The organism is Stenotrophomonas sp. 22DLJC03 (genome assembly GCF_056861405.1).
The window spans coordinates 233548-245983 of record NZ_JBSPUG010000001.1; the positions used below are offsets into that span (position 1 = coordinate 233548).

10 protein-coding genes and 1 pseudogene are annotated in these 12436 nt (G+C 66.5%); 4 read left to right on the top strand and 7 right to left on the bottom strand.

The annotated features are described in order from the left end of the window. Position 1 precedes the first annotated feature (1 nt). Together AC13GA_RS01055 and AC13GA_RS01060 are read right to left on the bottom strand one after the other, a co-directional pair. A complete protein-coding gene (locus AC13GA_RS01055) occupies positions 2-829 on the bottom strand; it encodes an ABC transporter ATP-binding protein (protein WP_046983181.1) in 828 nt (275 codons plus the stop codon). Between the two features lies 1 nt (position 830). After that, a complete protein-coding gene (locus tag AC13GA_RS01060; protein ID WP_046983180.1) occupies positions 831-1952 on the bottom strand; it encodes an ABC transporter permease in 1122 nt (373 codons plus the stop codon). A gap of 92 nt (positions 1953-2044) precedes the next feature. Between AC13GA_RS01060 and AC13GA_RS01065 the strand changes: the two genes are divergently transcribed. Then, positions 2045-3304, top strand: a complete 1260-nt coding sequence (locus AC13GA_RS01065) for a threonine/serine exporter family protein (protein ID WP_004142069.1) — start codon at positions 2045-2047, stop codon at positions 3302-3304. 86 nt (positions 3305-3390) lie between these two features. Here AC13GA_RS01065 and AC13GA_RS01070 read toward each other — a convergent pair. The 3 genes and pseudogenes from AC13GA_RS01070 to AC13GA_RS01080 all read right to left on the bottom strand — a co-directional run. After that, positions 3391-3768 (bottom strand): annotated as a pseudogene (locus AC13GA_RS01070) (H-NS histone family protein); the annotation flags it as partial. A 222-nt stretch (positions 3769-3990) separates the two neighbouring features. Further along, positions 3991-5694 carry a proline--tRNA ligase gene (locus AC13GA_RS01075; RefSeq protein WP_426354420.1) on the bottom strand — a complete coding sequence of 568 codons (1704 nt, stop codon included), beginning with the start codon at positions 5692-5694 and terminating at the stop codon, positions 3991-3993. A gap of 566 nt (positions 5695-6260) precedes the next feature. Continuing rightward, positions 6261-6644 (bottom strand): DUF4124 domain-containing protein, encoded by a 384-nt coding sequence (locus tag AC13GA_RS01080; RefSeq protein ID WP_046983861.1) that lies wholly within the window; start codon positions 6642-6644, stop codon positions 6261-6263. Between the two features lie 80 nt (positions 6645-6724). On the opposite strand from AC13GA_RS01080, the gene pssA reads away from it, so the two are divergent. Genes pssA through rimI form a run of 3 tightly spaced genes read left to right on the top strand, consistent with a single transcriptional unit; the run spans position 6725 to position 8495 of the window. Beyond that, positions 6725-7501, top strand: coding sequence for a CDP-diacylglycerol--serine O-phosphatidyltransferase (gene pssA / locus AC13GA_RS01085; RefSeq protein ID WP_046983850.1), 777 nt, complete (start codon positions 6725-6727; stop codon positions 7499-7501). After that, positions 7498-8001, top strand: coding sequence for a hypothetical protein (locus AC13GA_RS01090; RefSeq protein WP_482997382.1), 504 nt, complete (start codon positions 7498-7500; stop codon positions 7999-8001). Before pssA ends, AC13GA_RS01090 begins: the two co-directional genes overlap by 4 nt. After that, a complete protein-coding gene (gene rimI, locus AC13GA_RS01095) occupies positions 7998-8495 on the top strand; it encodes a ribosomal protein S18-alanine N-acetyltransferase (protein WP_046983852.1) in 498 nt (165 codons plus the stop codon). Before AC13GA_RS01090 ends, rimI begins: the two co-directional genes overlap by 4 nt. Before the next feature lie 142 nt (positions 8496-8637). On the opposite strand, the gene AC13GA_RS01100 is transcribed toward rimI, so the two are convergent. Beyond that, positions 8638-9459 carry an EamA family transporter gene (locus tag AC13GA_RS01100; protein ID WP_253077837.1) on the bottom strand — a complete coding sequence of 274 codons (822 nt, stop codon included), beginning with the start codon at positions 9457-9459 and terminating at the stop codon, positions 8638-8640. 135 nt (positions 9460-9594) lie between these two features. Then, on the bottom strand, positions 9595-12423 hold the full coding sequence (locus tag AC13GA_RS01105) for a valine--tRNA ligase (RefSeq protein ID WP_136638612.1): 2829 nt from the start codon (positions 12421-12423) through the stop codon (positions 9595-9597). Between the last annotated feature and the right edge of the window lie 13 nt (positions 12424-12436).

A 12436-nucleotide genomic window follows, 5' to 3' on the forward strand; every position in this document is an offset into this window, starting at 1 on the left:
CTCAGGCACTCTCGATCTGTTCGCCACGCGCGGCACGCGCGCGGGGTCCGTGGAAGTATTCCTGGATCCACGGATGATCCAGTTTCTCGATGTCAGGCAAGGGGGCGTTGGCCACCACCTTGCGGTCGGCGATCACCGCCACCCGGTCGCAGATCGCGTACAGCGTGTCCAGGTCGTGGGTGATAAGGAACACGGTCAGGCCCAGTGCTTCCTGCAGGGTCTTGATCAGGCGGTCGAACGCCGCCGCGCCGATCGGGTCCAGTCCAGCAGTGGGTTCATCCAGGAACAGCAGCGGCGGGTCCAGGGCCAATGCACGGGCCAGGCCGGCACGCTTGCGCATGCCGCCGGACAGCTGCGAGGGCAGCTTGTTGATCGCGTCGGCGGGCAGGCCGGCCAGCTTCACCTTCAGCAGCGCCAGTTCGTAGTGCCAGCGCTCGGGCAGTTCGCGGTGATGCTCCTTCAGCGGTACCTGCACGTTCTCGCCCACGGTCAGCGAAGAGAACAACGCACCGTCCTGGAACAGCACGCCGGTGTTGCGTTCGATGTGCAGGCGGCTCTCGGCGTCGTCGGCGCGCGCATCGCGGCCGAGCACTTCGATCTGCCCGGCATCAGGCACGCGCAGGCCGAGGATCGAGCGCATCAGCACCGATTTGCCGGTACCCGAACCGCCCACCACGCCGAGGATTTCGCCTCGGCGCACGTCCAGGTCCAGGTCCTCGTGCACGGTCTGGCTGCCGAAACGGTTGACCAGTCCGCGCACGCGGATGGCCAGCTCGTGGCCGTCGTCGTCCTGCATGGGAATTTCTTCGGGCGTCGGATGCGTGCTCATGTCACCAGTCCATGTGCATGAACCACAACGCCGCGAAGGCATCGATGATGATCACCAGCGAAATCGTCTGCACCACGCTGGAGGTGGTGCGTTCGCCGACCGACTGCGCCGTGCCTTCGACCTTCAGGCCTTCCAGGCAGCCGATCAGGCCGATCACCAGCGCGAACACCGGCGCCTTGGACAGGCCGACCAGCATGTGCCGCACTTCCATCGTGTCGTGCATGCGGGCGATATACATCTGCGGCGGGATATCCAGGTCGAACGCGCCGACGGTGATGCCGCCGGCCAGGCCGGCGACCATTGCAATGAAGGTCAGCAGCGGCAGGGTGACCAGCAACGCCAGCAGCCGTGGCAGTACCAGCAGGTCGATCGGGTCCAGGCCCAGCGTGCGCATCGCATCGATTTCCTCGCGCGCCTTCATCGCACCGATCTGCGCGGTGAACGCGCTGGCGGTGCGGCCGGCCAGCACGATCGCGGTCAGCAGCACGGCGAACTCGCGCAGGAAGGCGATGTTGACCAGTTCGACCACGTAAATCTCGGCGCCGAAATCGCGCAGGATGGTCGAGCCGAGGAAGGCGATCACCGCGCCGACCAGATAGGACAGCAGCGCCACCAGCGGTACCGCGTCCAGCCCGACCTGCTCCATCTGGTGCACGGTCGCGGTCATGCGGAAACGGCGCGGCTCCTTGACCAGGCGGGCGGCCTTGACCAGGTTCTCGCCAAGGAAACTGCACAGCGCCTTGATGTTGTGGCCGGTGGTGTGGACGCTGACACCCAGCCGCTCCAGCGCGGCCAGCACGCCGAAATCGCGCTTGGGCTTGGGCCGGTCGTCGGCCACTTCCTCGATGGTGCACACCAGCGCCTGATGGTCCGGACGGAACTGCAGCGCGTCCTCGCCGAGGTCGGCGCGATGGGCCACGCGCAGCACCTGCAGCACGCCCGCCGAATCCATCTTCTCGATGCCGGTGGCATCGATGCCGGTCAACGTGTCGGGAACGTCGCGCAGGACTTCGGCCGCGGCCAGCGCGGTCTTCAGGGTCCAGGTACCGGACAGGCGGATCAGGCCCGGGTCATGGGCATCCTGTTCGAGCTGGGGGGCGTGGTTCGGGGTCACTTGGGCCATTCGGGTCGCAGCATAACCGTTCTGAATCGGGCTTCGCGTCGAACTCGGATGAATTTCTCCGGTAAGCCCCAGCCTAGGTAATACTACGGCGCATGTCCGCAGACGCTCACACGATCCCCACGCCCCAGGCCACCTACGCACAGCGCGTGGCCTTTGTTTCCGAGATCGCCGGACGCCTGCACAGCTACGGCACAACGGCCCAGCGCCTGGAAACGGCAGTGGTGGCACTGGCACGCCAGCTCGATCTGGATTGTGAACCGTGGTCGAATCCCACCGGTATCATTCTCAGCTTCAGCGACCCGGCGCAGGCGATCGGCTCCAGTGACATCACCCGCGTGATCCGCCTGGCGCCCGGTGAAAACGATCTGCACAAGCTCAGCGTCGCCGACCATATCGCCGAGGAAGTGGCCAATGGGCGGATGAGCATCGCCCAGGGCCACACCGCGCTGCGCCAGCTGGACAAGGATCCGGGCCGGCGCGGCAAGCTGCGCACCATCCTTTCGTTTACTCTCGGTGCGGCCGGCGTGGCCGGCATGTGGAAGCTGCCGTGGCTGGACATCGCCACCGCCGGTGTCATCGGCTTGATGATCGGCCTGCTCGGCATGGTCACCGATCGCCGCCCGGCCACCCGCGAGGCAGCCGAGGCACTGGCTGCGCTGCTGGCCGGCCTCGTGGCCACGCTGGTGGCCTCCTTCGTTGGCGCGCTCAACCTCAACACGGTGATCATCGCCTCGCTGGTGGTGCTGCTGCCGGGCATGTCCCTGACCAATGCGGTCAACGAGCTGGCCAGCCAGCACTGGGTGTCGGGTACCGCGCGCTTCGCCGGTGCGTTGACCACCATCATGAAGCTCAGCGTAGGCGCGATGATCGCGGTGACCCTGGCCGACGTGCTCGGCCTGGATCCGGTGATCCGTGCGACGCGTCCGCAGGGGCCGTGGGTCGAGTGGGGGTCGCTGCTTACCGCGGCCTTCGCTTTCGCGATGCTGTTCAAGGCCAACCGCCGCGACTATCCGTGGGTGATCGCCGCCTCGGTGGCCGGCTATGCGATCTCAAAGTTCGGCGGCCATGCCTGGGGAGCGCCGGCAGGCATCTTCCTGTCGGCGATGCTGCTGACCGCCGGTGGCAACCTGTTCGGCCGCCTGGTCGGGCGCCCGGGCGCGATCATCCGCCTGCCCGGCATCATCATGATGGTGCCCGGCAGCACCAGCCTGCGTGGCGTGCTGACCCTGGTCCAGCAGCAGGACGTAGGCGCCGGCCAAAGCGTGTTCCTGACCGTACTGAACGTGGTGATGGCGCTGGTCGCCGGCCTGCTATTCGGCAACCTGCTGATGCCGGCCCGCAAAACCCTGTAGGTGTGGACCGTTGGTCCACACACCGAAGAATGAAAAACGCCGGCTTTCGCCGGCGTTTTTCATTGCATTCCAATCCGGCCTCAGGCCTTCTTGATCAGGAAATCTTCCGGCTTCTTGTTGCCCTTGGAGGTCAGTTCGGCCATCCAGCGCGGCTGCTTGCCACGGCCGGTCCAGGTTTCCTTCGGGTTGGCCGGGTTGCGGTACTTCGGCGCAACCTTGCCCAGCTTGCGGCCAGCGGTCTTCGAGGGGGCCTTGGCGACCTTGGCCACTTTGCGCGCGCGCGGGGCCGGGGCATCGCCGAACAGTTCCTCGATGGTGTAACCCTCGGTCTTGGCCAGCTTGATCAGCTGGGCCCGGACCTTGGTGATCGGCCGGCGCTTGGCGACGATGGTCTGCTGCTTCTTGGCGGTGCGGATCAGGGCGCCCAGCTCGCGTGCCGACAGGCCGGTCAGGTCAATGCTCATTTACGGTTACTCCGGAAACTAATGTGTGGACGGGACGAGCCAGTCCATGGCGTCGGCGGACAGAATAGTGATGAATTAATCAGAGCACAAATGCAGGCAGGACAGGGCTTGGCGGCATGCCGGCTGCATTGCGTCGATTTTGACCGGATTATGTCCGCTGCAATATCGATCAGATGAACACAACGCAAAAAAAGACCGGGGCATGCCCCGGTCATTTCTTGATCAACCCTGCAGGCGCTGCAGCAGGGTGGCCTTGTCCAGGCTTTCCGCTTCGCTGGCGCGGCGCGAGCGGTACTCGTAGGTACCGGCGGCAAGGCCACGTTCGCTCACCACCACGCGGTGCGGAATACCGATCAGTTCCATGTCGGCGAACATCGCGCCCGGGCGCAGGCCACGGTCGTCCAACGCAGCGTCCAGGCCCGCATCACGCAGTTCCTGCAGCAGGTTGGCGGCGGCGTCGGCCACGGTGGCGTCCCCCTTCGGGTTGATCACGCACACCACCACCTGCCACGGCGCCATCGCGTCCGGCCAGATGATGCCGGCATCGTCATGGTTCTGTTCGATCGCGGCAGCCACCACGCGCGAGATACCGATGCCGTAGCAACCCATCGCCATCACCGCCGCCTTGCCGTTCTCGTCCAGCACGGTGGCATCAAGCGCTCGGGCGTACGTACGGCCGAGCTGGAACACGTGACCGACTTCGATGCCGCGGGCGATCTTCAGCTCACCGCCGTCCATGGCACGATCGCCGGCACGCACGTTGCGGATGTCAGCCACTTCCGGTTCCGCCAGGTCGCGGCCCCAGTTGACGCCCGCCAGGTGGAAACCGGCTTCGTTGGCGCCGACGACGAAGTCGGACATCGCCGCCACTTCGCGGTCAGCCACCACGCGGATGGCCTTGGCCGGAGCGACCGGGCCGAGGAAGCCCGGCACGCTGCCCAGGAACTCGGCGATTTCCGCTTCACTGGCGAAGCGCTGCTCATCCAGGCCGGCAACCTTGGCCAGCTTGATCTCGTTGACCTCGTGGTCGCCACGCACCAGCACCAGCACGAACTGCTGTGCCTTGCCTTCGCCGGCGATCAGCGCCACCGATTTCACCGTGCGCTGCAGGTCGATGCCGAGCAGCGCCGCGACATCCTCGCAGGTCTTCTGGGTGGGGGTATCCACCTTGCGCATCGTTTCGGTGGCGGCCGCACGCGGCGCCGGATCGGCGGCGATCGCCGCTTCCATGTTGGCTGCGTAGTCCGAGCCGGTGGAGAACACCAGCGCGTCCTCACCGGAATCGGCGATCACGTGGAATTCCTGCGAGGCGTCACCGCCGATCGCGCCGGAATCGGCCTGCACCATGCGGAAGTCCAGGCCGAGGCGGGTGAAGATGCGGCTGTAGGCCGACTTCATGTTCTCGTACTCGCGCACCAGGCACTCATCGTGCAGGTGGAACGAATAGGCGTCCTTCATCAGGAACTCGCGTGAACGCATCACGCCGAAGCGCGGACGGATCTCGTCGCGGAACTTGGTCTGCACCTGGTAGAAGTTCACCGGCAGCTGCTTGTAGCTGGACAGCTCGCTGCGCGCGAAGTCGCAAGCGGCTTCTTCGGCGGTCGGGCTGTAGCAGAACACCTGGTCCTTGCGGTCCTTGATCTTCAGCAGCTGCGGGCCGAACTTCTGCCAGCGGCCGGTCTGCTCCCACAGTTCCTTCGGCTGGATGGTCGGGATCTGGAATTCCACGGCACCGGCACGGTCCATTTCCTCGCGGACGATGCGTTCAACCTTGCGCAGCACGCGCAGGCCCAGCGGCGACCAGGTGTACAGGCCGGATGCGAGCTTGCGGATCATGCCCGCGCGCAGCATCAGCCGGTGGCTGGTGAGCTCGGCGTCGCTGGGGGTTTCCTTGGTGGTGTGCAGGTGGAACTGGGAGAGGCGCATCGGCGGCTTCGGATAACGGCAGAGACGCCTATTCTGCCAGCCCGGCCGGGGGGAGGGGTATCGGCAGGGCTGCGCCCTGCACCCGCCTCAAGCAACGTCAACAGCAACAGCAACAGCAACAACGGGTTTCCCGTGGTAGGGCGGGGTGGGTCCGGTTGCGGGGGACGCCGTGAACCCGTCCGTGGGGGCTTGGCAGCCGCATCCATGCGGCTGACACCCCCGCAACCGGACCCACCCCGCCTCCGACAGTTTTCCGCGATCTGTCGCCCTTTTGTAGAGCCGAGCCATGCTCGGCTGTTGTTCGATCAATTCTCGAAATATTCGATTTCCATGGAGATTGATCCACGCATGACGTGGACCTACTGACCGCCGGCCAACTGTCGAAGGCGGGGTACTGTGGGTTTGCGGGGACGCCGTAAACCCGTCCGTGGGGGCTTGGTCGCCGCATCCATGCGGCTCACACCCCGCAAACCCACAGTGCCCCGCCATCCCTCAGGAAGCCGCTTTGGCATTTGACGTTGATGTGGCTTGAAGCAGGTGCAGGGCTGCAAGCCCTGCCGATACCCTCACTCCGCCGGGCAGTAGGCCTTGATGGCGGCTTCAGCCAATCCCTTCTGCGCGCTGCGCTGGTCCTGGGTCAACGCGGTATCGGCCTTGCCGTCGCCGTTGGTGTCCTGCATGACGGTGCCGGAGCCTTCCAGCAGGGCCAGGTTGGCGCGGGCGGTGCTGCACTGCTCGGGAACCGGGGTGGCTGCGGGAGCGGCGGGCGCGTCTGCTGCCGTCGCCTGCGGGCTGCGGGCCTGCTCGCGGGTCTCGAACGTCTTGCCCGCCGGCGGGGTCTCCGAATACTGGGTCACGCCATTGGCGTCCTTCCATTTATAGACCGGGCCGGCCACGGCGTTGGCACTGGCCAACAGCAGCAGGCATCCAAGGCAGGACAGGGCACGCATGGCAAACTCCACGGAATGGGCGTAGAACGCCGATTGCAGCATTGCCGCCGACCACTGGCAAGTCGATTAAACTGGATTCCATGGACCCGATCACACCGCCGCCGCGCTCGCGCACGATTTACCTGCTGCCCAACCTGTTCACCACCGCCGGGCTGTTCGCCGGCTTCTACGCGATCATCGCCGCGGCCAACGGGGATTTCGTCAATGCCAGCATCGCCGTGTTCGTAGCGGCGGTGATGGATGGCCTGGACGGGCGCGTGGCGCGCCTGACCGGCACCAGCAGCGAGTTCGGCGTGCAGTACGACTCGCTGGCCGACCTGGTCAGCTTCGGCATGGCTCCGGCGCTGGTGATGTACCACTGGTCGCTGTCGTGGCTGAAGTTCGATGACCCGCTGCTGGGGCGCGTCGGCTGGGCCGTGGCCTTCCTGTATGCCGCCTGCGCGGCACTGCGCCTTGCCCGCTTCAATACCCAGGTGGCGGTGGTCGACAAGCGCTGGTTCGTCGGCCTGGCCAGCCCGGCCGCGGCCGGGCTGATGATGTCCTTCGTCTGGGCCTTCGCCGATGGAAACCTGGGCTGGGACGGCAACCAGCTGCGCTACGTGGCGCTGGCGGTGACGATTGTCGCTGCACTGCTGATGGTCAGCCGCATCCGCTTCTGGAGCTTCAAGGGCGGTGCCGCCAAGGGCGGCCGTTCGGACCGGGTGCCATTCCTGGTGCTGGCACTGGTGCCGGTTGCCATCGCCATCGCGGTGATCGATCTGCCGCGCGTGCTGTTTGCGGTCGGCATCCTGTACGCGCTGTCCGGCCCGGTGATGTGGGCGGTGCAGCGCCTGCGCAAGAAGCCCGAGGCCGCGTGAGCCAGGACCTGCCCGTGCTGTGGTCATCGGCCCAGCAGGCCTGGCTGCAGGCCATGGGCTACACCGTCTATCACGACGGCCAGCTGGCCGCCGAACTGGATGCCGCGCTGCAGTTGAGCGTGGCCGAAGCGGAGGCCGTACAGCCGGCGGAACCGGCGCGGGCGAGCAGCCCAATCGCCCGCGAGCACCCTGCCGAAGCCGTCCCCGCGCTCCGTGCGGAACGCCCGGCTCCGCCGCGCCGCGAGACGCCGGTCAGCGCACCGGATACGGCGCCTGCGCCGGCCCGGCCGCTGCCCAGCGGCAATGCGCGGCAGCCGGTCGTGCGCCTGCCGGATCGTCTGCAGATCGCCTTGTTGCGCGCCTCCGGCTGCAATCCCAACGATCCGGCCACACAGACACTGATGGAGGGGTGGCCGCTGGACCAGCTGCGTCACGATCCGGCCGCCAAACGCGCGCTGTGGCCGCAGCTGCGCGCCCTGCGCAAGCGGGGTACGCCGTGAGTGCGGTCCGGCAGCCCGGTCCGGTCAGCCTGCGCGCGCTGCGCGAGAGCGACCTCACGGTGGTGATGGCGATCGAGGTGCGCGGTTATCCGTTTCCTTGGACCCGCGGCATCTTCGTGGATTGCCTGCGTGCCGGTTACCCCGGCCTGGTCATGGAGCGCGACGGCGAGCTGATCGGCTACGGCATGCTCAGCATCGCCGCCGACGAGGCACATGTCCTCAACATCTGCATCGATCCGTTGACGCAGTCGCGTGGCCTGGGTCGCCAGTTGCTGCGCGCGCTGGTGCAACTGGCCGGCGATCGTGGCGCGCAGCGTGTGTTCCTGGAAGTGCGGCCTTCGAATACACCGGCGCTGGCGCTGTACCACAGTGAAGGTTTCAACGAGATCGGCCGTCGCCCGCGCTACTACCCGGCGGCACAGGGCCGCGAGGACGCGGTGGTGATGGCGATCGAACTGGTCCACGGTGACCTGCAGGTGATGCCGCCGCTGTAACGAAGAAGGGTTGCCGGCCAGCGGCCGGCACTACCAGTAGCTGCCGACCTTGGTTGGCAGGAATGCGCCGACCAAGGTCGGCCACTACCAAGGCGTGCAATGGCATCTCCGGTAGCGGCCAACCTTGGTTGGCACGCCCTGCTCACGCCAACCGCAACGCCAACACACCGCCTACGATCAGCGCCGCCGCGAGCCATCGCGCACGCGGAACGCGCTCGCGCAACAGGAATGCCGAGATCAGCAGCGCGAACAGGATCGACGATTCGCGCAGCGCTGAAACCATCGCCACCGGTGCCTGGGTCATTGCCCACAGCGCCATCGCGTAAGAGGCGGTGGTGCCAGCGCCGCCGGCCAGCCCCAGCGGCCAATGCTGCCGCGCATAGGCCAGCACCGAGCCGCCGCGGGTGTACAACGCCCACAGTGGCAGTGGAATGCCTGACAGCAGGAACAGCCACAGCGTGTAACTGAGCGCGCTGCCGGACTGGCGCGCGCCCTGCGCATCGACCAGGGTGTAGGTGGCGATCATCGCCGCGGTCAGCAGCGGCAGGCGCAGCTGGCCGCCACGCGCACCCAGTGCCATGCAGAGGATGCCGGTGCTGACCAGCACAACGCCCAGCCACGCCGCCGGTGGCAGCCGCTCGCCCAGCAGCGTGCCCGCCAGGGCAACCAGAATCGGTGCGCTGCCACGCATCAGCGGATAGGCCAGGCTCATGTCGACCTGCTGGTAACACCGCGCGACCAGGCCGTAGTAGGTCACCTGCAGCAGCACCGACGCGCCCAGCCACGGCCAACTGTGTGCTGCGGGAAATGGCAGGAAGGGCAGGGCAGCGGCCGACAGCAGCGCGGCACTGCCGGTGACCAGCACCGTGCCGAGGAACTTGTCTGGTCCGCGCTTGACGATCGCATTCCAGCTGGCATGCAGGGCCGCAGCCGCGAGGACCAGCAGGAAGATGGAAAGAGGCATCCAGCGATGATGCCATGCGGGGAAATGAAAACGCCGGGCATCGCCCAGCGTTTCCGATTCTGCTTCGGTGGGTGCCAACCCTGGTTGGCACATTGCATTGGTGCGGACCGAGGTCCGCACCCACCAGCCCGGCGCTTACAGCTTCGCGCGCTGCTCGCGCAGGCCGGCCAGCTGGGTGTTCCAGTCGACCAGACGCACGCGCTCCTGCTCGACCACCGCCGGTGGCACCTTGTCGGTGAACTTGGCCAGCTTGGTCTCGCTCTTCTCCTGCTCGCCTTCCACGCGCTTGATCTCCTTGTCCAGGCGCGCACGCTCGGCGTCGAGATCAACCAGGCCTTCCAGCGGCACCAGCAGCTTCAGCTCACCGACGATCGCGGCGGCAGCTGGCGGTGCACTTTCGCCTTCAGCCAGCCACTGGATGCTGTCCAGCTTGAGCAGGAACGACAGCGACGCGCTGAAACGTTCGATGCGCACGCGATCCTGCTCCAGCCCGGCCTGCAGGCGCAGCGGCACCAGCTTGGAGGGCGCGACGTTCAGTTCACTGCGCACACGGCGCACTGCACTGATCACGGCCTTCAGCCATTCGACGTCGGCCTCGGCCTGGGCGAAATCGCCTTCGAACTCAGCGGCGGTCGGGTACGGGCGCAGCGACAGCGTGGTTTCGGCCAGGCCCAGGCGCGGCGCCAGCTGCTGCCACAGCTGTTCGGTGATGAACGGGGTCAGCGGGTGCAGCAGGCGCAGCAGCGCTTCCAGCACGTACAGCAGGGTGTGACGGGTGCTTTCGGCGTCGGCGGCATCGGCACCGTTCAGCGCCGGCTTGCTCAGTTCCAGGAACCAGTCGCAGAACTCGTTCCAGGCAAACTCGTACAGGCACTGCGCCAGCAGGTCGAAGCGGTAGTTGGCGTAGTGGCCCTGGGCCTCGCTGGACACGGCCGCAAGGCGCGAAAGGATCCAGCGCTCCGCATCGGTCCGCGGGGTCGGCACGCCGGTGAACGCTGCACCCTCGGTGTTCATCAGGGTGAAGCGGCTGGCGTTCCACAGCTTGTTGCAGAAGTTCTTGTAGCCCTCGGCGCGGTTCATGTCGAACTTGATGTCGCGGCCGTGGGTAGCCAGCGCGGCGATGGTGAAGCGCAGCGCATCGGCACCGTGAGCGGCGATGCCGTCCGGGAATTCCCTGCGGGTGGCCTTCTCGATCTTCTCCACCATCTTCGGCTGCATCAGGCCGCCGGTGCGCTTGGCGACCAGGTCGTCGATGCTGATGCCGTCGATGATGTCCAGCGGGTCGAGCACGTTGCCCTTGCTCTTGGACATCTTCTGGCCCTGGCCGTCGCGGATCAGGCCGGTGAAGTAGACGTCCTTGAACGGGATCTTCCCGACCAGGTTGTCGGTGGCCATGATCATGCGCGCCACCCAGAAGAAGATGATGTCGAAACCGGTGATCAGCACCGACGACGGCAGGTAACGGTCGAAGCCACGCTCGGCCATGGCCTGCTCGTTCGGCCAGCCAAGGGTGGAGAACGGCCACAGCTGCGAGGAGAACCAGGTCTCCAGCACGTCGCTTTCCTGGTTCAGCACCACGTCGCTGCCCAGGTTGTGCTTCGCCCGCACTTCCTCTTCGCTGCGACCGACGTAGCAGCTGCCGGTGGCTTCGTCGAACCACGCCGGAATGCGGTGGCCCCACCACAGCTGGCGGCTGATGCACCAGTCCTGGATGTTGTTCATCCAGTGGCGGTAGGTGTTGATCCAGTTCGGCGGCACGAAGGAAATACTGCCGTCTTCGACCAGCTCCAGACCACGCTTGGCCAGGTCGTCCATCTTCACGAACCACTGGTCGGTCAGGTACGGCTCGATCACCTGGCCGGTACGGTCACCGCGCGGCACCTGCAGCTTGTGCGCCTTGGTCTCGACCAGGATGCCCAGGTCTTCCAGCTCGGCCAGCACGGCCTTGCGGGCTTCGTAGCGGTCCAGGCCCTGGAAGCGTTCCGGCGCGTTTTCATTCAGCGCCGCCACCGGGGTGAACAGGTTGATCATCGGCAGGCTGTGGCGCACGCCCACTTCGTAGTCGTTGAAGTCATGCGCCGGGGTGACCTTGACCACGCCAGTGCCGAACGCGCGGTCGACGTAGTCGTCGGCGATCACCGGCACGCGGCGGCCGGTCAGCGGCAGCACCACGCTCTTGCCGATCAGGTGCGCGTAGCGCGCGTCTTCCGGGTGCACCATCACCGCGGTATCGCCCAGCAGGGTTTCCGGACGGGTAGTGGCGACGACCAGGTAGTCTCGGGTTTCGCGCAGGGTTTCCACGCCGTCGGCATCGCGCTCGACGTGCTCGTAGCTCAGGCCGTCATCCAGCGTGTAGGCGATCGACCACAGGAAGCCGTCTTCCTCGGCGCTCTCCACTTCCAGGTCGGAGATGGCGGTCTTCAGCACCGGATCCCAGTTGACCAGGCGCTGGCCGCGGTAGATCAGGCCCTGTTCGTACCAGCGCACGAAGGCTTCGTTCACCGCCGCCGAGGGCTGCGGATCCATGGTGAAGGTGCTGCGCGACCAGTCGGCCGAGGTACCGAGGCGGCGCATCTGGCGTTCGATGATGTCACCGGACTGCTGCTTCCACTCCCAGACCTTGCCGATGAAGCCCTCGCGGCCCAGCGAATCGCGGGTCTCGCCCTTGCCTTCCAGCGCCAGGTTGCGGCTGACCACCATTTCGGTGGCGATGCCGGCGTGGTCGGTACCCACCTGCCACAGCGTGTCGTAGCCGCGCATGCGGTGGTAGCGCACCAGCGCATCCATCAGGGTCTGCTGGAAGGCATGCCCCATGTGCAGGGTGCCGGTCACGTTCGGCGGCGGCAACAGGATGGTGTACGGCTCGCCCGTGCCGGACGGCTTGAAGTGGCCGGCCTTCTCCCAGGCCTCGTAGAGGTCGGTCTCGAAGGACTTCGGGTCGTAGCTGGAGGCGAGTTGGGTCATGCGGGGCAACCGG

Excerpts from the sequence above, each read along its gene's own strand:
- AC13GA_RS01055 (WP_046983181.1), bottom strand. The coding sequence starts at position 829 with ATGAGCACGCATCCGACGCCCGAAGAAATTCCCATGCAGGACGACGAC.
- AC13GA_RS01060 (WP_046983180.1), bottom strand. The coding sequence starts at position 1,952 with ATGGCCCAAGTGACCCCGAACCACGCCCCCCAGCTCGAACAGGATGCC.
- AC13GA_RS01065 (WP_004142069.1), top strand. The coding sequence starts at position 2,045 with ATGTCCGCAGACGCTCACACGATCCCCACGCCCCAGGCCACCTACGCA.
- AC13GA_RS01075 (WP_426354420.1), bottom strand. The coding sequence starts at position 5,694 with ATGCGCCTCTCCCAGTTCCACCTGCACACCACCAAGGAAACCCCCAGC.
- AC13GA_RS01080 (WP_046983861.1), bottom strand. The coding sequence starts at position 6,644 with ATGCGTGCCCTGTCCTGCCTTGGATGCCTGCTGCTGTTGGCCAGTGCC.
- pssA (WP_046983850.1), top strand. The coding sequence starts at position 6,725 with ATGGACCCGATCACACCGCCGCCGCGCTCGCGCACGATTTACCTGCTG.
- AC13GA_RS01100 (WP_253077837.1), bottom strand. The coding sequence starts at position 9,459 with ATGCCTCTTTCCATCTTCCTGCTGGTCCTCGCGGCTGCGGCCCTGCAT.
- AC13GA_RS01105 (WP_136638612.1), bottom strand. The coding sequence starts at position 12,423 with ATGACCCAACTCGCCTCCAGCTACGACCCGAAGTCCTTCGAGACCGAC.